Here is a 20,595-nt window from a genome sequence, read left to right as displayed (position 1 = left end):
GACGCGCCGGTGATATGCGTGTGCCAAGGTGGCCCGAAGGACGTTTCGATGCTGGCCCCAATCGATCACACCGATCAATCCCGACGCAGAATGTTCAAGACCCTGCTGTGGGTGACCATGTGTTTCGGGGTACTGTTCTCGATCTTCAATGCGACCCGCGGGCTGTGGCTGCTGGTGGGCATCGAGGTGGTCTACACGGCACTGGCGCTCTACATGCTGGTGGTCGTGGAGCGCACACGGCACCTCAAGACCCTGACCATCGTCTATCTGATCCCTTTCCTAGGTGTCATGATGGCCACCCTGGCCAATCCAGACACCTCGGTCGGCATATTCGCCTGGATCCAGACCATCCCGATCATCCTCTACCTGCTGCTTGGCCTGCGTCTGGGGCTGATCGGCTCGCTGATCTTCGTCAGCCTGGGCCTGTACATTTACACCCAGCATTACACCGAGAAGAACCCCAGCGACAGCATCGGTTTTCTGCTCGACATCGGCATGGCAACCCTGGCCATCACCGTCTTCTCACATACCTATGAACACACTCGTGCCCAGACCGAAAAACGCCTGATCGAGCTGATCAGCACCGACTACCTCACGGGCCTGGCGAACCGCTCCAAGCTGACCGAAATCTTTTACCGCGAACGTGCCCACGCGCTGCGCAACCAGTCGCCGCTGGCTCTGGTTTATCTGGATATCGATCATTTCAAGCAGATCAACGACCGCTTCGGCCATGAAACCGGCGACCAGGCGCTGCGCCATTTCGCCAGCGTGCTGTCGCAGCGCCTGCGCAGCACAGACCTGCTATGCCGGCTTGGCGGTGAAGAGTTCGCCGCCCTGCTGCCCGACACCAGCGCCACCCAGGCGGCCACGATTGCCGAAACGCTGCGTGAGCAACTGGCCAGCACGCCGATGATGGTGGAGGACGCGCCCCTGCAGATGACCCTCAGCGCCGGCGTGGCCAGCCTCGGCCAGGACGGCGAACGTCTGGACCAGTTGATGAGCGCAGCGGACAAACGCACCTATGCCGCCAAACGCGCCGGCCGCAACCAAGTGGTGAGCGCCGAGAGGCCAGCTCTCGGCTGACCGTGCCTGCAGGACGCCGTCCGATCCAGCGAAAAAGCCGGCGCAGGGCCTGGCAAGCGTGGTCAGCGCGACTATGCTGAAACTCCATATAGTCCCCGGATTCACCCAGGAGCTTCATATGGATATAGCCAGCCTGTTTGCCGAGCTACACACCCTGCCCACTGTTCCGAAAGTCGCCCAGGACCTGATCCAGCAATTCGACAACCCCACCACCAGCCTGGAAAGCGTGGCGCGCAATATCGAGCGTGACCCGGTGATCGCCGCCAAGGTGCTGCGCCTGGCCAACTCGGCACGCTTTCGCGGCTCGCGTGATGCCAGCAGCGTGGAAGATGCCGCCATGCGCTTGGGCTTCAACACCCTGCGTACCCTGGTACTGGCTTCGGCCATGACCGGCGCCTTCAAGGTCGATACCGGCTTCAACCTGAAAAAATTCTGGCTGCGCAGCTTTCGTGTGGCGAGCATCGCCCGCGCCCTGGCCAAACAGTCGAAGCTAGACCCGGACGCCGCCTTTACCTGTGGAATGATGCATAACATCGGCGAACTGCTGATCCAGACCGGCGCCCCGGATTTTGCCCGCCGCCTCAACCGCCACCCACAGCGTGAAGCTGCGGCCCTGGCCGCCGAGGAAACGCTGCAGCTGGGCTTCGGCTACCCAGAGGTTGGTGCCGAGCTGGCACGCCGCTGGCAATTGCCGGCGCTGATCCAGAACGCAATTGCCTACCAGAACAAACCGACCCAGACGCCGGGCGACGGCCAGTATGCGCGCCTGGTAGCGCAGTCTATCCATGTCGAAGAAAGCCTTGAGGCCCACGGTCTGAGCGATGCAGCCAAACAGGATCTGGAAGGACCACTATTCGAGGGCGTGGACCTGGCCAAACTGTTCGACGCCCTGCCCGCCGTGCTGGAGGCGGACAAGGCGTTTGGCGACCTGCTGAACTAGGTCGCACCAAAAACTGATGGGGTCATGCAGATACGTTGGCTGGCTCCCTCAGCACAAGAGCGCGCCGGTTCATGACACCAGCGACACGCTCGCCTTCAGCACAGCGGCTCCCTCTGCTTGCTGCCTGCCCAGCCGATATCGCATCGACACTGGAAACCGGCGCTCCGGCTCTCGACATTCCGGGTGCTCGGCCGCCCCAAGCCCGGGATGCATAGACCCATCCGACGTCGTGCAGTAGGGCCAAATGGGACTAGTTGGAGGCATCCGGACGCTTGAGGGTCTGCGCGAAGGTCATGATTACATCGCGCACTACCTTGCGCTGCGCGGCAGGCAGGGCAAGGAAAGCCTCAATGGCGTCTCGCTCCGGGTAAAACTTCGGGTCCTCCCAGCGCCCACGCTGCTCGCGCACCGCCATGGCCGCACGCTCGCCGAAACGCAGCGCCTGCGGTTCGATGCGCAGCCAGTCGGCCAGCACCTGCAGCTTGTCCTGGGAGGGAATGGCCTGGCCGCGCAGCCATCGCGACACAGCCTGGAACGTCACCGAACGTCCCCAGTAACGGGAATTGAACTCCCGCTCCAGCACGGCGGGACGATCAGGGTAGCCCGCGGCGAGCATGGCATCGCGCAGGCGCTGGGCAAATTCGGTTTTCTCGGTCATGGGCGGACGTTAAATTCCGCTTCCATGCTAGATTGAACATACGGTTTAATTGTAAATTAAATTCATGGTTTCATCATAGATTCAGTAAGGCTGATCATGCACAAGGAGGTGCCATGAAATACGCACGGTCATTTGATTTCGAGGGACAGCAAGTTGCCGTTCGCGCAGGCACCGACGGGCGCCTGTGGTTTTGTGCGCAGGCCATCTGCTCGGCCCTACGCTTTTCCGATAGCCAGGCAGCGATGCTCAATCACTGCAGACCCAGCGGTATTCTATTTGGCAACGAATCAGCGCCTCAGGCGATGATCGACTTGCGCAATGTTCTGCAGCTCAGCCACCACAGCTCGCCAAGCCACGCCGCCCAGGTCTACGACTGGCTATGCAACTGTGTGCTGGCTTCACAGCTCGACCATACGAGCAAACCGCAGCTCCACCAACTCATGGCCAATGACCAGCAACTGCAGGTATTACGCTGGCAAGGGAGTTGGTGGCTGGCCATGCAGGACGCGGTTGGGCTGTTCGGCAGCGCGGATGAACCACCGCCTCGCCCTGCACCCTCCTGAATCAGCTGCTCAGCTACGCATGCAGCACTGTTTGTACTTCTTGCCACTGCCGCAGCTGCACGGGTCGTTGCGACCAACCTTGGCCTCGTCGCGGCGAACCGGCAACACCGGCTCCAGATGCTGCTGCCAGTAGTCGTACAGTGCCAGGGCCGCTGGCTCGACGGTGGCGACCGAGGCGTCGTATTGCTCATCGGACATGGCGTTGAGCGCATCGACGCCCTCTTCGCTGCCGTGCAGGGTGATGTTCGCCAGTGCTGTCTGCTGCGTCTCGGGCAGCTCGGCATCGATCCAGCCCGCCACCTGGGCGCCGCGCAGATAACCGGCGCACCACTGCGAGACGATGAGTTTCTCGCCCATGCCATTGTCGTCGGCCAGGAAGATGGCCTCGTAGTCGTCCGGCTCCTCGCCGAGCATGTAGGCAGCTTCGCTCATCAGCTCGACGGCCAGCTTGGTGAAACGCTCGCCTTCCTTGTCGTTGGCCCATTTGGGCAACTGTTCGGCCCAGATGTGCGGATACCAGATGCCGGGATCGATCTGCCGAGGCCCGGACACGATGGCCGCGAAATAACCGTCCAGTTCGCTGGCGGAAAGAATCGAGTCGTCGTTGCCATACTTGAGCAACAACTGATCGAGCTTTTCGAGCCCTCTGTTATCCATCGCAAACGCCCTCAGAAAAAAGGCCGCTACTTTCCCACAGATGGCCGGCCGCCGACAGCCTCACCAGCCGTCCGGCACATCACGGGTGCCGAGGCGGCGATGGCCCGGTACAATGCGCGCCAAACCGTGCCCCAAGAGGAGCGCTGCGTCGCCTGCAGTTCCTCGCTGCCTATAAAGAAAAGCCATGTCCTTGCCCAAGAACCACCTGGAACTGCTCAGCCCTGCCCGCGACGTCGAGATCGCCCGCGAGGCCATCCTGCATGGCGCCGACGCCGTCTATATCGGCGGCCCGAGCTTCGGTGCTCGGCACAACGCCTGCAACGAGGTGGCCGATATCGCCAAGCTAGTGGAGTTCGCCCGTCGCTATCACGCGCGCATCTTCACCACCATCAACACCATCCTGCATGACGACGAGCTGGAGCCGGCGCGCACGCTGATCCACCAGCTTTACGACGCGGGCGTGGACGCGCTGATCGTGCAGGACCTCGGCGTGCTGGACCTGGACATTCCGCCCATCGAGCTACATGCCAGCACCCAAACCGACATCCGCACCCTGGGCCGCGCGAAATTTCTCGACCAGGCCGGTTTCTCCCAGCTGGTGCTGGCCCGCGAGCTGAACCTGCAGGAAATCCGCGCTATCGCCAATGAAACCGATGCAGCCATCGAGTTCTTCATTCATGGCGCGCTGTGCGTGGCGTTCTCCGGCCAGTGCAACATCTCCCACGCCCAGACCGGGCGCAGCGCCAACCGCGGCGACTGCTCCCAGGCGTGCCGCCTGCCCTACACCCTCAAGGACGAAAAAGGCGGCGTGATCGCCTACGAGAAACACCTGCTGTCCATGAAGGACAACAATCAGAGCGCCAACCTGCGCGCCCTTGTCGAGGCCGGCGTGCGCTCGTTCAAGATCGAGGGTCGCTACAAGGACGTGGCCTACGTGAAGAACATCACCGCCCACTACCGCCGCGAGCTCGACGCGATTCTCGAGGATCGCCCGGACCTGGCCCGCGCCTCCAGCGGCCACACCGCACACTTCTTCGTGCCCGACCCGGACAAGACCTTCCACCGCGGCAGCACCGACTACTTCGTCACCGAGCGCAAGGTGGACATCGGCGCCTTCGACTCGCCGACCTTCACCGGGCTGCCTGTCGGCCAGGTCGAGAAGGTGAACAAGCGCGACCTGATCGCCGTCACCCATGAGCCGCTGTCCAACGGCGACGGTCTCAACGTGCTGGTCAAGCGCGAGGTCGTCGGCTTCCGCGCCAACATCGCCGAACTCAAAGGTGAGTTCGAAGAGGATGGCGAGAAGCGCTATCGCTACCGCGTCGAGCCCAACGAGATGCCCGAAGGGCTGTTTCGTCTGCGCCCCAATCATCCGCTGTCGCGCAACCTCGACCATAACTGGCAGCAAGCGCTGCAGCGCACCAGCGCCGAACGCCGGATCGGCGTGAACTGGAAAGCCGAGCTGCGCGAAGACGCACTCAAGCTCACCGCCACCAGCGAGGAAGGCATCAGCGTCGACGTCGCCCTGCCCGGCCCGTTTGGCGTGGCCAACAAGCCGGAACAAGCGCTCGATGGTCTGCGTGACCTGCTGACCCAGTTGGGCACCACCATCTACCACGCCCAGGGCGTGCAGCTGGACGCGCCGCAGGCGTTCTTCGTGCCCAACTCGCAGCTGAAAAGCCTGCGCCGCGAGGCCATCGAGGCACTGACCGCAGCCCGCGTCGCCGCGCATCCTCGTGGTGGGCGCAAGGCCGAGAGCAACCCGCCGCCGGTGTACCCGGAATCGCACCTGTCGTTCCTGGCCAACGTTTACAACCACAAGGCCCGCGAGTTCTACCATCGCCACGGCGTGCAACTGATCGACGCCGCCTACGAAGCTCACGAAGAAGAAGGCGAAGTGCCGGTGATGATCACCAAGCACTGCCTGCGCTTCTCCTTCAACCTCTGTCCGAAACAGGCCAAGGGCGTCACCGGCGTAAAGACCAAGGTCGCACCGATGCAACTGGTACACGGCGACGAGGTGCTGACCCTGAAGTTCGATTGCAAGCCGTGCGAGATGCACGTGATCGGCAAGATGAAGGGCCATATCCTCGACCTGCCGCAACCGGGCAGCGCGGCAGCCCAGGTGGTTGGCCATATCAGCCCGGAAGATCTGCTGAAAACCGCGCGACGCCAGGCGCCGCACTGAGGCAAATGACGCGAGCGCCAGGCTTCATTGGCTGACGCTTCCCCACCTCCAGGCGCGCAAACTCCACCCCTGCTGCATCCCCGCCGCTGCCAGCAGGATGGCCGCGACGCCCAGCCACTGCAGCACACTGAGCTGGTGATCGAAGGCGACCCAGTCGACGGCAATCGCCGCGATCGGGTAGATGAAGGACAGCGCGCCGGTCAAGGCCGTGGGCAGTTTCTGGATGGCGCCGTAGAGCAGCACGTACATGCCGCCGGTGTGCACCACACCGAGGGTGAGCAGGATCGACCAGCTCTGCTGGCCCTGGGGCAGCGTGGTGAAGTCGGCCAGCGGCGCCAGCATCAGCACGCCAACGCTCACCTGGATCAGCGCGATCAGGTGCGGCGGAACGCCCTTGAGCTTCTTGATGATCAGAGCGGCCACGGCGTACAGAAAGGCCGCGCCCAAGGCGAAGGCGATGCCCGTCAGGTAGTCGCCGCCGCCCTGCCCGACGCTGCCGTGGGCGCTGACGATGGCCAGCATGCCGAGAAACGAGATCGACAGCCAGGCGAGCTTCTGCAGGGTCAGTTTCTCACCGAGAAACAGTGCCGCCAGAATCACCAGCATGAACGGCTGCACGTTGTAGACCGCGGTACCGATGGCGATCGAGGCGCGGGAATAGGAGGCGAACAGCAGCAGCCAGTTACCGACGATGGCCACCCCGCTGACCACCGCCAGCATCGCCGTATAGCGGCTGAGCAGGCCCGGGCGCAGGAAGCCGAGCATGGCGCAAACCACCAGCAGGGCCAGCGCACCGAACACGCAGCGCCAGAACACCACCTCGAGTACCGGCAGGCCGGCGAGCAGAACGAACCAGCCGATGGTGCCGGAAATGAGCATGGCGGCGACCATTTCCAGCGTGCCTCTATGAATCTGCTTGTCCATCATCGTGCTCCTTGAGTGAGGCACGAATTATGGCAATCGGCGCAGCGGCGCTCCATGGCGAAAGGCAGGCAAAAGAAGCCATCCGGCTTTACTATCAAGGCCAAAACGCATAATCGCCTTTGGAGCCAATATGATCGACGAAATCGACCAGCAACTGATCGTCGCCCTGACCGAAGACTCGCGTCGCTCGCTGAAAGCGCTGGCGCAGATCAGCGGCCTGTCCTCGCCCAGCGTGGCGGAGCGGCTGCGCAAGCTCGAAGATAAAGGGGTGTTGAAAGGCTACGGCGTGGACATCGACCCACGCGCGTTCGGCTACCAGCTGCAGGCGATCGTGCGCATCCGCCCGCTACCCGGCCAGTTGCATGAGGTGGAACGGCAGATCCAGGCCACACCGCAATTCACCGAGTGCGACAAGGTCACCGGCGAGGACTGCTTCATCGCCCGCCTTCACGTGCGCTCGATGGAGCAGCTGGACGAGATACTCGACCACATCAACGTCTACGCCCTGACCAACACAGCTATCGTCAAGAAGACCACGGTCAAGCGCCGGCTGCCGCCGATGGCGTGATCAAGATGGCGAGATGGCTCGCCATCTCGCCCGGCCTCACTTCAACTGACTGGCAAAACGCTCCACCGCACCAAGCACCTGCTTGGCGCCTTGGCGGATTTCGACGATCACGTCGCCGGCCTGGTTGGCCAGTTCCAGCCCGGCTTCGGCCTGCTGGCGGCTGCTCGCCATGTCGCGCACGGCGGCGTCGACCAGCTTCTGATTTTCCTGCACCACACCGACAATTTCCTCGGTGGCCTTGCTGGTGCGGCTGGCCAATTGCCGAACCTCGTCGGCAACCACGGCAAACCCTCGTCCCTGCTCGCCCGCGCGCGCTGCTTCGATCGCGGCGTTGAGCGCCAGCAGGTTGGTTTGCTGGGCGATACTGCCGATGGTCTGCACCATGGTGCTGATCAGCACCGACTGCTTGCCCAGCGCCTCGATACCTTCGGAGGCCGAGCCCACCTGTTCGGAGATGCGCTGCATGGTCTTCACCGTGTCGGTCACCACCTGGGCGCCACGCTGTGCGGTAGTGTCGGTCTGCTGGGAAATGCCGTAGGCAATCCCGGCCGCGTCGTTGACCTCCTCCTCACGGTTGACCTGATCGGTCACCACGGTGGCGAACTTCACCACCTTGTAGAGTTTGTCCTGGGTGTCGTGCACGGGGTTATAGGTTGCTTCCAACCACACTACGCGGCCGTGGCTGTCGATGCGCTTGAAGCGACCGGCGACGAACTCGCCACGGTTCAGGCGCTCCCAGAACTGCTTGTAGTCGGCCGAGTGGGTTTCCTGAGCGTCGCAGAACATGCTGTGGTGCTTGCCCTTGATGCGATCCAGGCTGTAACCCATGCCATGCAGGAACTGGTCGTTGGCCGTCAGAACGTGGCCACCGAGGTCGAACTCGATCACCGCCGTGGAACGCAGTAAGGCGTTGATGAAATCCTCATTTTCACGGGCGCTGTTCATGGCATCGGTAATATCCGTACCAAAGCAATGAACGCGGCAAACCACCCCACGCTCATCGACCACAGGCTGCCAGCAGGCTCTGGTCCATACCAGTGCACCATCGGCGCCCAGGAAGCGATAACGGTCGCTGATCGACTTGCCTGTGCGAATAGCTTCAATCAACTTCTTGAAACACGGCAGGTTCTTTACATAAGCCGGCAATATGTCGTTCATCGATCGATTGATCAGTTGCTCGGGAGTGTGGCCGATGAAACGCGAAAAATTGGCGTTGGCGTCGATAATTCGAAAATCGGGATCGATGGTCAGAGTGATCATCTCGTTGTCGATGCCCTTGCAGAGCTGGCGGAGCAACGACAGTTCGGCATCCTTGGCCTGCAATTCTTTTTTCCATTGGTTACCGAACATGCTCTTTCTCCGGGAAGCAATCACGTTGACATGCCATCGGCTGCCCAGCCGATTTATTGAGGACCGTCCAGCGCCCAGGCTGCAGACTTTTCTGCTTTACAAGCATAGAAGGCCGATGCGCTGTCGTCTGGTGATCATGGGCTGAAACCACTGCTCTCGGACGAGCGCAGAAATAAAGGCATATTGGCATCACATTTTAGTTCGCCTGCGTCAATTGCAAGCTGCGGCGAAAGATTCTTTTAGTAGGCTGGCACCGCGGCCGTTCAGGCTGTCGACCTAAACGGCCGATGAACGGGACAACTGCTGTACGTTCGATATCTGCAACGCTTGGAGGCAGCTCGTGACTCATCCACCTCACCTACAACCCGGTGATCGCGTCATGCTGTTCGATGGCGTGTGCAAGCTGTGCAACGGCTGGAGCCGTTTTCTGATTCGCCATGACCGCGCACGCCGGCTCAAGCTGTGCAGCGTGCAGTCGCCTCAGGGCCAGGCGATTCTGGCTTGGTTCGGGATGCCATTGGACCGCTTCGACACGCTGCTTTATGTCGAAGGCGACAAGGCCCTGCAACGCAGCGACGCCATTCTGGCCATCCTCGGTCAGTTGCCAGCCCCCTGGCGCTGGGCGACGGTGGCGCGCGTGATACCGCGCCATTTGCGCGACTGGCTGTACGACCCCATCGCCCGCAACCGCTACAGATTGTTCGGCCGCCACGACCACTGCCAGGTGCCACGCCCCGAAGACCGCGAGCGTTTTCTGCATGACTGATGCCCTGCTGGCGCGCCTGACGCTGGGCGCGATCTTCATCTATCACGGGCTGGTGCCCAAGCTGCTGTTTCGCGATGCCAGCGAGCTGCAGCTGCTCGACGCCCACGGCCTGCCGCACAGCCTGCTTTTGCTGGCCGGGGCTGGTGAAGTGCTGCTGGGGCTGATCATCGTGTCGCTGCGGCAGCAGCGCTGGCCGCTCTACATGGCGATGGCTGGATTGGTAGTGCTGCTGGTGGATGTGGTGATCTTCGCGCCTGCAGTGCTGGTTCAGGCGTTCAACCCGCTGAGCCTGAACCTCGCTGCCCTGGTGCTCGGCGTGATCGCCCTGCGCGAGCGCCCGCGCGGTTAACGGCCCGCCTGTTCGCGCAAGATGCGCGCGATCTCGGCCTGACGGCGATAGGCCGGCGCCTCGACGGCGTTGAAGTCGCGGCTGTAGCGCGCCGCGAAGCCCGCCGTGCCCCACTCCCGATATTGCTGCACGTGGAGCAGTTCATGGGCCCATAGCGCGGCGTCGTGCTCGGCCATGTCGGCGTTGCGAAACACGATAATGTCGACCAGGGTGACGGCGCGGATATCCGGGTTCTGCATCACGTTGCGGGCGGCGCTCAGCTCGTCCAGATCACCGACCTTGTAGCGCACCGCGTCGAGCAATTCGGCCGAGTAGAACGGCAGCAGCTGCTCACGGATCAGCGGCGGAATTGGCAGCGTACCCTGGCGCACCGCCGACTCGCGTGAACGCAGGATCCAGCCCTCCAAGGCGTTGGCGGTAATGGTGCCGGCGCGCTCCTGCATCGGCCCGAGCACGCCATTGGGGTCCGGCACGCAGATGCAGCCACCCAGGCACACCTGGGTTTCACCCGGCGCGCAGGCCAGGGCGGCAGGCACCTGAACCGCCGTCAGCAAAACACACAGCAGAACGCGTTTGAACATGCATCGCTCTCGATGAAAAGGCAGACGCGACCATGGCGTCAGCTGCTGCGCTTGTCCAGTCTTCGCAGCGGCTTAAATCAAGTGCTGGCCGATGACGAGCTGAGCATCTCGATTTCGCGGAGCTCGAAGTCCCGGCTCAGGTACTCCATGCGTCGCTCATGGAAGTCGCGCATATGCGGCAAGGCGGTGTGCACCGCCAGGTGCTCGCGGGACTGCCAGACCTCGAAGAAGATGAACAGTGCAGGGTCGTTAGCATCGCGCAGCATGTGGTACTCGATGCAGCCGGGCTCGGCGCGACTGGGCTCGACGTAGGCGCGAAACAGTTGCTCGAAGTCATCGGCGCGTTCCGGGCGGGTATGGGCGTGAAGAATGAAACCGTACACGGGCACCTCCTGATTGGGTATTGCCGCACCCTAGCGCAGATAAACCACGGACACTCATGCATTTCAGTCAAAAATCATTTGCCCGCTGCGGTATTTTTCACCTGGGTGATAACCCGTAACCTGCGGCCATTCAATCAGTTACTGAGATGCCTCCATGAAAAAGATCCTGCTCCTCAACGGCGGAAAGCAATTCGCCCACTCCGACGGCCGCCTCAACCGCACCCTGCATGAAACCGCCGCCTCATTTCTCGACCAGGCCGGTTTCGAATTCAAGACCACCGACATCGACGCAGGTTACGACGTCGCCGAGGAAGTGAAGAAAATCCTCTGGGCCGATGTGGTGATCTACCAGATGCCGGGCTGGTGGATGGGTGCGCCGTGGATCGTCAAGAGGTACATCGACGAGGTGTTCACCGAAGGCCATGGCAGCCTGTACGCCAACGACGGCCGTACCCGCTCCGACGCCTCGCAGAAATACGGCAGTGGCGGCCTGATCCACGGCAAGCAGTACATGCTGTCGCTGACCTGGAACGCCCCGCAGCAGGCCTTCGACGACCCCAGCGATTTCTTCGAGGGCAAGGGCGTGGATGCGGTCTACTTCCCGTTCCACAAGTCCCAGCAGTTCCTAGGCATGAGCGCACTGTCGACCTTCCTGTGCGTCGACGTGATGAAGCGCCCGGATGTCGAGCGTGACGTGCAGCGCTACCGCGAACACCTGGCGGGCGTGCTGCAGAACGCCTGACACGACATGACAAACGGGGCGGCGGCCGGCACTATCGGTCGCTCCACTCTGCCACGGACTGCCCCCATGCCCCTCCCCAGCCTCCACACGCCACGCCTGCTGTTGCAGCCCCTGCAACTGGCCGACGCCGAGCAGATCCAGCCGCTGTTCGGCCAATGGAAAGTGGTGCGCTACCTCAATGCCCAGGTGCCCTGGCCCTACCCGACCGATGGCGCGCTGGGCTACCTGCGTGATGTCGCCCTGCCCGCCATGGCTGCCGGCCAGGAATGGCATTGGACGCTACGGCCCATCGCCGAGCCCGAGCGGGTGATCGGTGTGGTCAGCCTGATGGATACGCCGGGCAACAACCGCGGCTTCTGGATAGCGCCAGGCTGGCAACGCCAGGGCCTGATGGGCGAAGCCTGCGTGGCGGTCAACCGCTACTGGTTCGAGGTGCTGCAGCGCCCACTGATGGAGGTGCCCAAGGCCCTGGAAAACATCGCCTCGCGGCGGCTATCCGAACGTGAAGGCATGCGCCTGGTGGCGACCGGCGAGAGCGATTACGTCAGCGGCCGGCTGCCTTCCCAGACCTGGGCGCTTAGCCGCGATGAGTGGCTAGACCAGCAGACTTAAAATTTGCTGGTGTTTGCATCACAACGGCTGAGGTTTGAGCGGCCGGGAAAAGCGGTAGGTGGTCACTCCGCACAGCAGCAGGCCGGAAATGCCCAGCAGGCCGCCGACGACACCCACATTGGCCACGCCCAGCTGGCTGCTCACCAGGCTGCCAAGCAAGGCGCCCCCGCCGATGCCGACGTTGAAGATACCCGAGAACAGCGCCATGGCCACGTCGGTAGCGTCCGAAGCGAGGTTGAGTACCTTGGCCTGCAATGCCAGGCCGAAGCACATCATGGCAACGCCCCAGATCACGCTCAGGGTCGCCAGGTAAGCGTGCTCACGGGCGACCGGCAGCAGCAGGAGCATGCACAGGCTCAGGGTGCCGATCGCGGTGATCACGAACCCTCGTGGGAAGCGTGCGCTATAGCGGCTGAACAGAATGGAGCCGATGATCCCGGCGCAGCCGAACAGCAGCAGCAGGACCGTGACCATGTCCGCCGCGATGCCGGCGACTTCCAGGGCGAACGGTTCGATATAGGTGTACGCGGTGAAGTGAGCGGTAATCACCAGCGCGGTAAGCACGTAGACGGTGACCAGCGCCGGGCGCTTGAACAGCATCGGCAGGCTGCGCAGGGAGCCGGAGTTCTGGCTCGGCAGCAGCGGCAGGCTCTTGATCAGACACAGCACCACCATACCGGCCACCACCGCGATGGTGGTGAAGGTGGTGCGCCAGCCCAGTACCTCGCCGATCACTCGGCCCAGCGGAATACCCAGCACCATGGCCAGCGCACTGCCGGTCGCCAGCAGACCGAGGGCTTGCGCCTGCTTGCCAGGTGGCGCTACCCGCACCGCCAAAGACGCGGTGATCGCCCAGAACAGCGCGTGGGCCAGGGCGATGCCGATGCGACTGATCACCAGCACGGTGAAATTCCAGGCGATGCCGGACAGCACATGGCTGGCGATAAACAGCACGAACACGCAGGCCAACAGCTTGCGCCGCTCGATATTGCGGGTCAGCAGCATCAGCGGCAACGAGGCCAACGCCACCACCCAGGCATAGATGGTCAGCATCAGGCCAACGCTGGCGGTGGTCATCTCGAAGCTGTGGCCGATCTGGCTCAGCAAGCCGACCGGCACGAACTCGGTGGTATTGAAGATGAAGGCGCCCAGCGCCAAGGCGATCACGCTCAGCCAGCTACCGCTGTGCGCTTGTTCCGGTGTGTTCATTTGGCTGATATCCGCCCTTGGGGAACGCCTCGGCTACAACGGCCAATCGCCCGAAGCCGGATGGCAACGAGCGCGGTAGGAAGCGAACGGGAAAAATGTAAATTCCATACCTGACGAACACGCACACGGCAGCTCGCGCCCCCAATGGCGATGGACGCTGGGAGTGGCAATGCGGAGAGCGGAAAATTATAGGTATGGGATGGCCTGCGGCGGCGATTCTACGCACGGCCTGGCGGCTGAACAATATGCTCGGGAAAGCGTTATTTGGATGGGCGACGACTGGTCTTCATAATGAGTTTAAGAGCGCGGGGAGAGGCAGGTTCGAGGCAGAAGTGGTCATGAGATTGTAGGAGGGGCTTTAGCCCCGAGCTTTATGAGGACGTAAAGAGCTCGCGGCTAAAGCCCCTCCTACGCATTACGTGAACGGCAGCTTCCGACACTTCCCGCCCTGCTCCGGCACTTCCACAACTGATATGAATCGCATCATGGCGCCAGCTACGTAGGGTGGATGACGCTCTTTTCATCCACCATTGCGATCGCAGAGCGGCGGACGGTTCGGGCCGCGTAGGTGAGGCGTCGTCCACCCTACGAACTGTGGGAGCGCGCCATGCGCGCGAAAAATCGCGGGCATGGCCCGCTCCCACAGATACTGTGCCGGTCTCTGCTCCGCCACTTCCCCGCCCTAATCCGGCACTTCCACACTGATATGTATCGCATCATGGCGCCAATACTCCAGGTCGCAGTCGATCAACCGGCCGTGCTGGTCGCGGTTAACCCGGGTGATGCGCAGTGCCGGGCTGCCGGCGGCGACCTTGAGCGCGGCGGCGGCGTCGGCGTGCAGCGCGGTGGGTACCATGTCGAAGCGCACGCGGCCGTAGCGCACGTCGTATTCGCTGGCGTACAGCTCGGTCAGCGAACGGGTCAGGTCGAAGTCGAGAATTCCGGGAAAGTACTCGGGGTTCAGATAGTGCTCGACATACAGCACCAGGCGCCCGTCGATACGCCGCGCGCGGCGTATCTGGTAAACGCTCGACAGCCCCGACAGCCCCAGCACCTGGCAGATCTGCGCGTTGGCCGGTATCAGCCGCGCGCCCAGCACCTCGGTGGCCGGCACCCGGCCCTGCTCGGCGACCATGGCATGAAAGTGGGTGCGCACCAGTGGGTTGTAGGCCACCCGCGCCGGCGACACGAACCAGCCGCGGCGCTCCTCGCGGTACACCAGCCCCTGGGCTTCCAGCTGCCCGAGCGCTTCACGCAGGGTGATGCGCGTGGTGTCGAACAACTCGCTCAGGCGACGCTCGGCAGGCAGCTTGCCGCTGGCGGGCAGCAGGCCGTGTTCGATCTGTTCCTGCAACGCGCGGCAGATGGTGGTAACGGCCCGCGGCGTGTCGTCGCGCATCAACCTGGTTCCTTTTGGACTAGACCAGCCCCATCGCGGGGCACGCGGCGGCGCTGTCTGCGCCGCATCTCTCGCCGGCAAGGCTAGGCAAACACCATGACCGGCAGATGACAGCCAGGCTGCAAGCATGGCTCATGCCAGGTAATTCAATGCCTTGGGCTGGTCTACGCTCTCTAAGCGCAACGCCGATGAGTGGCTGGCGGCCCTGCCGACACAAAACTGTCATTGGCAACGCCTACATTGGCTTGGCTCTTGCTGATCTAGACCAACCTCGCAAACGCAAAGGAGTTTCCAATGAAACAACTGCTACTGGCATCGCTGATAGGCAGCGCCATCGCTCTGGCCTCCCACGCCATGGCCGCCGAGACGGATTTGACTGCACTGGAACAGGCCGCACGCAAAGAAGGCGCCGTGAACAGCGTCGGCATGCCTGACAGTTGGGCCAACTGGAAGGACACCTGGCAGGACCTGGCCGACAAGTACGGCCTCAAGCACATGGACACCGACATGAGCTCGGCCCAGGAAATCGCCAAGTTCGCGGCCGAGAAGGACAACGCCACCGCCGACATCGGTGACGTGGGCGCCGCATTCGGCCCCATCGCCGTAGCCCAGGGCGTGACCCAGCCCTACAAGCCGAGCACCTGGGATCAGGTACCGTCTTGGGCAAAAGATAAAGACGGCCACTGGGCACTGGCCTACACCGGTTCGATCGCCTTCATCGTCAACAAGCAGCTGGTCAAGGACGTGCCGAAAAGCTGGGCCGACCTCAAAACCGGCAAGTACCGCGTCGCCATCGGCGACGTCAGCGCCGCCGCCCAGGCGGTCAACGGTGTGCTGGCCGCGGCCATCGCCAACGGCGGCGACGAGAAGAACATCCAGCCGGGCCTGGATTTCTTCGCCGAGATCGCCGAGCAGGGTCGCCTGTCGCTGGCCAACCCGACCATCCAGACCCTCGAGAAGGGTGAAGTGGAAGTCGGTATCGTCTGGGACTTCAACGGCCTGTCCTACCGCGACCAGATCGACCCGAACCGCTTCGAGGTGCTGATCCCGTCCGATGGCTCGGTAATCTCCGGCTACACCACCATCATCAACAAGTACGCCAAGAACCCCAACGCCGCCAAGCTGGCCCGCGAGTACATCTTCAGCGATGCCGGGCAGATCAACCTGGCCAAGGGCAACGCCCGGCCGATTCGCGCCGAGCACCTGACCCTGCCGGCCGAGGTCCAGGCCAAGCTGCTGCCCAACGAGCAGTACGCCAAGGTCAAGCCGATCAAGGATGCCGCCGCCTGGGAAGCGACCTCCAAGGCCCTGCCGCAGCAGTGGCAGGAAAACGTGATCATCAATATGGAGTGATTCGGGAGACCGCATCCACCCGCTACGTGGCACGTAGGGTGGATGACGTTTTTCCATCCACCATTGCGTTCGTGAAATGGTGGGCGGATCGGACCGCGTAGGCAAGCGTCAGCTATGCGCCCCGATCCCCCTACCCCAACACCCTCTCAACCCAGGATTACCCATGCCGTCCAAGGTCATCCTCGTCCTGCTCGACGGCCTCAATTTCGAGGTCGCCCGGCATGCCCTCGGTCATCTGCAGGCCTATCGCGCTGCTGGCCGTGCCGCGCTGTACAAGCTCGAGTGCGAACTGCCGTCGCTGTCCAGGCCGCTCTACGAGTGCATTCTCACCGGCGTCGCGCCCATCGACAGCGGCGTCGTGCACAACAACGTGGTGCGCCTGAGCACCGAGCGCAGCGTGTTCCATTACGCCCGCGCCGCCGGGCTGAGCACCGCGGCTGCCGCCTACCATTGGATCAGCGAGCTGTATAACCGCGCGCCCTTCGTGGCCGCCCGCGACCGGCATACCAGTGATACCGAGTTACCGATCCAGCACGGGCACTTCTATTACGTCGACCACTACCCGGATTCGCATTTGTTCGACGATGCCGAAAGCCTGCGCCTCAATCACGCACCCGATTTTCTGCTGTTGCACCCGATGAACATCGACGACGCCGGCCACAAGCATGGCCTGAACAGCAGCCAGTACCGCAATGCCGCGCGCGTCGCCGACATTCAGCTGGCCAACTACCTGCAAGGCTGGCTGGACGCCGGTTACCAGGTGCTGGTGACCGCCGACCACGGCATGAACGACGACCGCTCCCACAACGGCCTGCTGCCCGAAGAGCGCGAAGTGCCGCTGTTCGTGCTCGGTGATGCCTTCAGCCTTAGCGAGGCCGCCGCGCCGAAGCAACTGGAGCTATGCGGCACGATCTGCGAGCTGCTCGGCGTGGCCCATGACAAACCTCTGTGCCGGGAGCTGCTGCGATGAGCGCCACCCACAACCCCCGCGGCAAATGGCTGGCAGCGCTGTGCCTGCTGCCCTTCGCGCTGTTCTTCTTCGCCTTTCAGGTCGCCCCGCTGATCTGGGTGGCGATCAACAGCCTCAACACCCCGGACGGCTGGGGGCTGGGCAATTTCGAGAAGGCCTTCGCCTCCAAATTCTACATGCAGGCGGTCAAGCACAGCTTGCAGATCGCCTTCTGGTCGAGCGTGTTCGGCATGCTCATCGCCATCGTCGGCAGCTACTCGCTGCGCCAGGTGGACTCGAAACTGCGCGACTTCGTGATCGCCTTTTCCAACATGACCAGCAACTTCGCCGGCGTGCCCCTGGCCTTCGCCTTCATCATCCTGCTCGGTTTCAACGGCGCGCTGACCCTGCTGCTGATCCAGGCCGGGCTGATCGACAGCTTCAACCTGTACTCCAAGAATGGCCTGATCGTTCTCTACACCTACTTCCAGATTCCCCTCGGTGTGCTGCTGCTCTACCCCGCCTTCGACGCCCTGCGCCAGGACTGGCGCGAGTCCGCCGCGCTGCTCGGCGCCGGCACCTGGGCCTTCTGGCGACATATCGGCCTGCCGGTGCTGACCCCGGCGCTGCTCGGCACCTTCGTGATCCTGCTGGCCAATGCCCTGGGCGCCTACGCCACGGTGTATTACCTGACCACAGGCAATTTCAACGTGCTGCCGATCCGCATCGCCGCGATGATTTCCGGGGACATTTCCCTCGACCCGAACATGGCCAGCGCCCTGGCGATGATCCTGGTCGGCCTGATGGCGGCGATCACCCTCGTCCATCAGTTGCTGCTGAGGAGGAGCTACCATGTCCCGCGCTGATGCCCCGGCTGCCAGCCTCTACCACCGCGTGGTGGTCTGGCTGCTGTTCCTGATCCTGCTGCTGCCGCTGGCCGGCACCCTGCTCTACTCCCTGGCCACCAGCTGGTCGGCGACCATCCTGCCGGATGGCCTGACCTTCAAGTGGTACCTGGAGCTGTGGGGCGAGCCGCGCTTTCTCAAGGCTTTCGGCCAGTCGCTGCTGGTCTGCTTCGGCGCCCTGGCGTTGTCGGTGGTGCTGATCCTGCCGCTGCTGTTCGTGGTGCATTACCACTTCCCGAAACTCGACGCGGTAATGAACGTGCTGATCCTGCTGCCGTTCGCCGTGCCGCCGGTGGTGTCCGCCGTGGGGCTGCTGCAGCTCTACGGTTCCGGGCCGCTGGCGATGGTCGGCACGCCGTGGATCCTGATCGGCTGCTACTTCACCATCGCCCTGCCGTTCATGTACCGGGCCATCACCAACAACCTGCAGGCGATCAATCTGCGCGACCTGATGGACGCCGCCCACCTGCTCGGCGCCAGCACCTGGAAAGCCGCCTTTGTGGTGGTGCTGCCCAACCTGCGCAAGGGCCTTATGGTGTCGCTGTTCCTGTCGTTCAGCTTCCTGTTCGGCGAATTCGTGTTCGCCAACCTGCTGGTCGGCACGCGCTACGAGACGCTGCAGGTGTATCTGAACAACATGAAGAACAGCAGCGGCCACTTCAACAGCGCCCTGGTGATCTCCTACTTCTTTTTCGTCCTGGTGTTCACCTGGGCGGCCAATCGACTGAACAGGGACAAGGCATGAGCTTCCTGAGCATCCAGAACCTGCACAAGAGCTACGGCGGCACCGCGATTTTCAGCGACATCAACGCCGAGATCGAGAGAGGCGAATTCGTCACCCTGCTCGGCCCCTCGGGCTGCGGCAAATCCACCCTGCTGCGCTGTATCGCCGGCCTCACCGAGGTCAACGGCGGCAAGATCCTGCTCGGCGGCGAAGACCTGGTGCCGCTGTCGCCGCAAAAGCGCGGCATCGGCATGGTGTTTCAGAGCTACGCGCTGTTCCCCAACATGACCGCCGCGCAGAACGTCGCCTTCGGCCTGCGCATGCAGAAGGTCGGCAAGGAAGAGTCCGCGGTCCGCGTGCAGGAAGCCCTGGCGATGGTCGAGCTGGGCGACTTCGCCGGCCGCTACCCGCATCAGCTGTCCGGCGGCCAGTGCCAGCGCGTTGCCCTGGCCCGCTCGCTGGTCACCCGCCCACGGCTGCTGCTGCTCGACGAGCCGCTGTCGGCCCTCGATGCGCGTATTCGCAAGCACCTGCGCGAGCAGATCCGCAGCATTCAGCAGGAGCTGGGCCTGACAACGATTTTCGTCACCCACGATCAGGAAGAGGCGCTGGTGATGAGCGACCGCATCTTCCTGATGAACGCCGGGCGCATCGTCCAGAGCGGCGACGCGGAAACCCTCTATACCGCGCCCGCCGACGCCTTCGCCGCCGGTTTCATCGGCAACTACAACCTGCTCGACGCACCCAGCGCCAGCCGCCTGCTCGGCCGCCCGGTGAACGGCCAGGTGGCGATTCGCCCGGAAGCCATCGTGCTCGGCCAGGGCCCGATCAGCGCAACCATTCGCAGCCACGCCCTGCTCGGTAATATCATCCGCTACCGGGTGGACGCCGGCGGCGTGGAACTGCTGGTCGACGTGCTCAACCGCAGCGCCGACGACCTGCACGCCAACGGCCACCCCATCTCACTGGATATCGCGGCGCATGCCGTAAAAGAGGTAGCTTGATGGCTTTGGCAATTTTCGATCTCGACGACACCCTGATCGACGGCGACTGCGCCAGCCTGTGGAGCGAGCACATGGCAACGCTGGGCTGGGTCGACGGGGAAAGCTTCATCGCCAAGGATCACCAGCTGATGGCGCTGTATGCCGAAGGCAAACTGGCCATGGAAGACTACATGAGCTTCAGCCTGTCGCCGCTGGTGGGGCGCACGCCGGAAGAAGTCGCCTTCGTGGTCGAGCCGTTCGTGGAGGACGTGATCGAGCCGATCTTCTACAGCGACGCCACCCGCTGCCTGGCCACCCATCGCGAGGCCGGCGACCGCATTCTGATCATCTCCGCCTCGGCGTACTTCCTGGTCAGTGCCATCGCCGAACGCCTCAAGGTCGACGAAGTGCTGGCCATCGATCTGCACGAGGAATACGGCCATTACAGCGGCAAGACCGAAGGCGTACTCACTTACCGTGAAGGCAAGGTCACCCGCCTGCACGCCTGGCTGGAAGAACACGGCGAAACACTGGAAGGCGCCTACTTCTACTCCGACTCACGCAACGACCTGCCGCTGCTGCAGCGGGTCGACAACCCCCACGCAGTCAACCCCGACCCGGTGCTGCGCGAACATGCCGAACGCGAGGGCTGGCCGATCCTGAGCTGGAGGTGAGGCAGAGGTCGATAGCCGCAACGGGCGGTAGCGCC

At 63.0% G+C, this 20,595-nt stretch carries 23 protein-coding genes; 15 read left to right on the top strand and 8 right to left on the bottom strand.

What is annotated here, in order from left to right; translation table 11 throughout:
* Positions 1–48: 48 nt before the first annotated feature.
* Complete coding sequence (locus tag BM279_RS09510; protein WP_093503157.1) at positions 49–1,083, top strand: GGDEF domain-containing protein; 1,035 nt, start codon at positions 49–51, stop codon at positions 1,081–1,083.
* 118 nt (positions 1,084–1,201) lie between these two features.
* Positions 1,202–2,023, top strand: coding sequence for an HDOD domain-containing protein (locus BM279_RS09505; RefSeq protein ID WP_093503155.1), 822 nt, complete (start codon positions 1,202–1,204; stop codon positions 2,021–2,023).
* Positions 2,024–2,273: 250 nt separating this feature from the next.
* On the opposite strand, the gene BM279_RS09500 is transcribed toward BM279_RS09505, so the two are convergent.
* Positions 2,274–2,681: a transcriptional regulator gene (locus tag BM279_RS09500; protein ID WP_093503153.1), complete on the bottom strand. Its 408-nt coding sequence runs from the start codon at positions 2,679–2,681 to the stop codon at positions 2,274–2,276.
* A gap of 113 nt (positions 2,682–2,794) precedes the next feature.
* On the opposite strand from BM279_RS09500, the gene BM279_RS09495 reads away from it, so the two are divergent.
* Positions 2,795–3,244: a BRO family protein gene (locus BM279_RS09495; protein WP_093503151.1), complete on the top strand. Its 450-nt coding sequence runs from the start codon at positions 2,795–2,797 to the stop codon at positions 3,242–3,244.
* Between the two features lie 9 nt (positions 3,245–3,253).
* Here the strand turns inward: BM279_RS09495 and BM279_RS09490 are convergent, their stop codons facing one another.
* Positions 3,254–3,901 (bottom strand): YecA/YgfB family protein, encoded by a 648-nt coding sequence (locus BM279_RS09490; protein ID WP_093503149.1) that lies wholly within the window; start codon positions 3,899–3,901, stop codon positions 3,254–3,256.
* 184 nt (positions 3,902–4,085) lie between these two features.
* Here BM279_RS09490 and BM279_RS09485 point away from each other — a divergent pair, with 184 nt between their 5' ends.
* Complete coding sequence (locus BM279_RS09485; protein WP_093503147.1) at positions 4,086–6,089, top strand: peptidase U32 family protein; 2,004 nt, start codon at positions 4,086–4,088, stop codon at positions 6,087–6,089.
* A 24-nt stretch (positions 6,090–6,113) separates the two neighbouring features.
* Here BM279_RS09485 and BM279_RS09480 read toward each other — a convergent pair whose 3' ends face one another.
* Positions 6,114–7,013, bottom strand: a complete 900-nt coding sequence (locus tag BM279_RS09480; RefSeq protein WP_093503145.1) for a DMT family transporter — start codon at positions 7,011–7,013, stop codon at positions 6,114–6,116.
* A gap of 130 nt (positions 7,014–7,143) precedes the next feature.
* Here BM279_RS09480 and BM279_RS09475 point away from each other — a divergent pair, with 130 nt between their 5' ends.
* Positions 7,144–7,581: an Lrp/AsnC family transcriptional regulator gene (locus tag BM279_RS09475; protein WP_093503143.1), complete on the top strand. Its 438-nt coding sequence runs from the start codon at positions 7,144–7,146 to the stop codon at positions 7,579–7,581.
* A 36-nt stretch (positions 7,582–7,617) separates the two neighbouring features.
* On the opposite strand, the gene BM279_RS09470 is transcribed toward BM279_RS09475, so the two are convergent.
* Positions 7,618–8,931, bottom strand: coding sequence for a methyl-accepting chemotaxis protein (locus BM279_RS09470; RefSeq protein ID WP_093503141.1), 1,314 nt, complete (start codon positions 8,929–8,931; stop codon positions 7,618–7,620).
* A 379-nt stretch (positions 8,932–9,310) separates the two neighbouring features.
* On the opposite strand from BM279_RS09470, the gene BM279_RS09465 reads away from it, so the two are divergent.
* Positions 9,311–9,697: a thiol-disulfide oxidoreductase DCC family protein gene (locus BM279_RS09465; RefSeq protein WP_425272678.1), complete on the top strand. Its 387-nt coding sequence runs from the start codon at positions 9,311–9,313 to the stop codon at positions 9,695–9,697.
* Entirely contained in the window at positions 9,690–10,046 is a 357-nt protein-coding gene (locus BM279_RS09460) for a DoxX-like family protein (RefSeq protein ID WP_093503137.1), read from the top strand. Before BM279_RS09465 ends, BM279_RS09460 begins: the two co-directional genes overlap by 8 nt.
* Here BM279_RS09460 and BM279_RS09455 read toward each other — a convergent pair.
* Entirely contained in the window at positions 10,043–10,627 is a 585-nt protein-coding gene (locus tag BM279_RS09455; protein WP_093503135.1) for an eCIS core domain-containing protein, read from the bottom strand. The genes BM279_RS09460 and BM279_RS09455 overlap by 4 nt on opposite strands.
* 77 nt (positions 10,628–10,704) lie before the next feature.
* A complete protein-coding gene (locus BM279_RS09450; protein ID WP_093503133.1) occupies positions 10,705–11,010 on the bottom strand; it encodes a putative quinol monooxygenase in 306 nt (101 codons plus the stop codon).
* A 154-nt stretch (positions 11,011–11,164) separates the two neighbouring features.
* Between BM279_RS09450 and mdaB the strand changes: the two genes are divergently transcribed.
* Positions 11,165–11,752: an NADPH:quinone oxidoreductase MdaB gene (gene mdaB, locus BM279_RS09445; protein WP_093503131.1), complete on the top strand. Its 588-nt coding sequence runs from the start codon at positions 11,165–11,167 to the stop codon at positions 11,750–11,752.
* A 66-nt stretch (positions 11,753–11,818) separates the two neighbouring features.
* A complete protein-coding gene (locus tag BM279_RS09440; RefSeq protein WP_093503129.1) occupies positions 11,819–12,364 on the top strand; it encodes a GNAT family N-acetyltransferase in 546 nt (181 codons plus the stop codon).
* Positions 12,365–12,382: 18 nt separating this feature from the next.
* Here BM279_RS09440 and BM279_RS09435 read toward each other — a convergent pair whose 3' ends face one another.
* Together BM279_RS09435 and BM279_RS09430 are read right to left on the bottom strand one after the other, a co-directional pair.
* Entirely contained in the window at positions 12,383–13,573 is a 1,191-nt protein-coding gene (locus BM279_RS09435) for a sugar transporter (RefSeq protein WP_093503127.1), read from the bottom strand.
* 682 nt (positions 13,574–14,255) lie between these two features.
* Complete coding sequence (locus BM279_RS09430; RefSeq protein ID WP_093503125.1) at positions 14,256–14,972, bottom strand: UTRA domain-containing protein; 717 nt, start codon at positions 14,970–14,972, stop codon at positions 14,256–14,258.
* A 294-nt stretch (positions 14,973–15,266) separates the two neighbouring features.
* Between BM279_RS09430 and BM279_RS09425 the strand changes: the two genes are divergently transcribed.
* From BM279_RS09425 to BM279_RS09400, 6 genes are all read left to right on the top strand, one after another.
* Positions 15,267–16,325, top strand: a complete 1,059-nt coding sequence (locus BM279_RS09425) for an ABC transporter substrate-binding protein (protein WP_093503123.1) — start codon at positions 15,267–15,269, stop codon at positions 16,323–16,325.
* Between the two features lie 163 nt (positions 16,326–16,488).
* Positions 16,489–17,295: an alkaline phosphatase family protein gene (locus tag BM279_RS09420; RefSeq protein ID WP_093503121.1), complete on the top strand. Its 807-nt coding sequence runs from the start codon at positions 16,489–16,491 to the stop codon at positions 17,293–17,295.
* Positions 17,292–18,140, top strand: a complete 849-nt coding sequence (locus BM279_RS09415) for an ABC transporter permease (protein ID WP_093503119.1) — start codon at positions 17,292–17,294, stop codon at positions 18,138–18,140. The genes BM279_RS09420 and BM279_RS09415 overlap by 4 nt, the downstream gene beginning before the upstream one ends.
* A complete protein-coding gene (locus BM279_RS09410; RefSeq protein WP_027904657.1) occupies positions 18,127–18,924 on the top strand; it encodes an ABC transporter permease in 798 nt (265 codons plus the stop codon). The genes BM279_RS09415 and BM279_RS09410 overlap by 14 nt, the downstream gene beginning before the upstream one ends.
* Positions 18,921–19,907: an ABC transporter ATP-binding protein gene (locus tag BM279_RS09405; RefSeq protein ID WP_093503117.1), complete on the top strand. Its 987-nt coding sequence runs from the start codon at positions 18,921–18,923 to the stop codon at positions 19,905–19,907. Before BM279_RS09410 ends, BM279_RS09405 begins: the two co-directional genes overlap by 4 nt.
* Positions 19,907–20,560: an HAD family hydrolase gene (locus BM279_RS09400; protein ID WP_093503115.1), complete on the top strand. Its 654-nt coding sequence runs from the start codon at positions 19,907–19,909 to the stop codon at positions 20,558–20,560. The genes BM279_RS09405 and BM279_RS09400 overlap by 1 nt, the downstream gene beginning before the upstream one ends.
* Positions 20,561–20,595: the final 35 nt, after the last annotated feature.

This window comes from Phytopseudomonas straminea (assembly GCF_900112645.1).
Classification (GTDB): Bacteria; Pseudomonadota; Gammaproteobacteria; order Pseudomonadales; family Pseudomonadaceae; genus Aquipseudomonas; species Aquipseudomonas straminea.
The sequence above is the reverse complement of the archived record's forward strand: the minus strand, read 5'-3'. Positions and strand labels throughout refer to the sequence as shown.

Excerpts from the sequence above, each read along its gene's own strand:
- BM279_RS09490 (WP_093503149.1), bottom strand. The coding sequence starts at position 3,901 with ATGGATAACAGAGGGCTCGAAAAGCTCGATCAGTTGTTGCTCAAGTAT.
- BM279_RS09435 (WP_093503127.1), bottom strand. The coding sequence starts at position 13,573 with ATGAACACACCGGAACAAGCGCACAGCGGTAGCTGGCTGAGCGTGATC.
- BM279_RS09415 (WP_093503119.1), top strand. The coding sequence starts at position 17,292 with ATGAGCGCCACCCACAACCCCCGCGGCAAATGGCTGGCAGCGCTGTGC.
- BM279_RS09440 (WP_093503129.1), top strand. The coding sequence starts at position 11,819 with ATGCCCCTCCCCAGCCTCCACACGCCACGCCTGCTGTTGCAGCCCCTG.
- BM279_RS09470 (WP_093503141.1), bottom strand. The coding sequence starts at position 8,931 with ATGTTCGGTAACCAATGGAAAAAAGAATTGCAGGCCAAGGATGCCGAA.
- BM279_RS09430 (WP_093503125.1), bottom strand. The coding sequence starts at position 14,972 with ATGCGCGACGACACGCCGCGGGCCGTTACCACCATCTGCCGCGCGTTG.
- BM279_RS09465 (WP_425272678.1), top strand. The coding sequence starts at position 9,311 with ATGCTGTTCGATGGCGTGTGCAAGCTGTGCAACGGCTGGAGCCGTTTT.
- BM279_RS09405 (WP_093503117.1), top strand. The coding sequence starts at position 18,921 with ATGAGCTTCCTGAGCATCCAGAACCTGCACAAGAGCTACGGCGGCACC.
- BM279_RS09500 (WP_093503153.1), bottom strand. The coding sequence starts at position 2,681 with ATGACCGAGAAAACCGAATTTGCCCAGCGCCTGCGCGATGCCATGCTC.
- BM279_RS09480 (WP_093503145.1), bottom strand. The coding sequence starts at position 7,013 with ATGGACAAGCAGATTCATAGAGGCACGCTGGAAATGGTCGCCGCCATG.
- BM279_RS09505 (WP_093503155.1), top strand. The coding sequence starts at position 1,202 with ATGGATATAGCCAGCCTGTTTGCCGAGCTACACACCCTGCCCACTGTT.
- BM279_RS09410 (WP_027904657.1), top strand. The coding sequence starts at position 18,127 with ATGTCCCGCGCTGATGCCCCGGCTGCCAGCCTCTACCACCGCGTGGTG.
- BM279_RS09425 (WP_093503123.1), top strand. The coding sequence starts at position 15,267 with ATGAAACAACTGCTACTGGCATCGCTGATAGGCAGCGCCATCGCTCTG.
- mdaB (WP_093503131.1), top strand. The coding sequence starts at position 11,165 with ATGAAAAAGATCCTGCTCCTCAACGGCGGAAAGCAATTCGCCCACTCC.
- BM279_RS09485 (WP_093503147.1), top strand. The coding sequence starts at position 4,086 with ATGTCCTTGCCCAAGAACCACCTGGAACTGCTCAGCCCTGCCCGCGAC.
- BM279_RS09475 (WP_093503143.1), top strand. The coding sequence starts at position 7,144 with ATGATCGACGAAATCGACCAGCAACTGATCGTCGCCCTGACCGAAGAC.
- BM279_RS09510 (WP_093503157.1), top strand. The coding sequence starts at position 49 with ATGCTGGCCCCAATCGATCACACCGATCAATCCCGACGCAGAATGTTC.
- BM279_RS09400 (WP_093503115.1), top strand. The coding sequence starts at position 19,907 with ATGGCTTTGGCAATTTTCGATCTCGACGACACCCTGATCGACGGCGAC.
- BM279_RS09495 (WP_093503151.1), top strand. The coding sequence starts at position 2,795 with ATGAAATACGCACGGTCATTTGATTTCGAGGGACAGCAAGTTGCCGTT.
- BM279_RS09455 (WP_093503135.1), bottom strand. The coding sequence starts at position 10,627 with ATGTTCAAACGCGTTCTGCTGTGTGTTTTGCTGACGGCGGTTCAGGTG.
- BM279_RS09460 (WP_093503137.1), top strand. The coding sequence starts at position 9,690 with ATGACTGATGCCCTGCTGGCGCGCCTGACGCTGGGCGCGATCTTCATC.
- BM279_RS09420 (WP_093503121.1), top strand. The coding sequence starts at position 16,489 with ATGCCGTCCAAGGTCATCCTCGTCCTGCTCGACGGCCTCAATTTCGAG.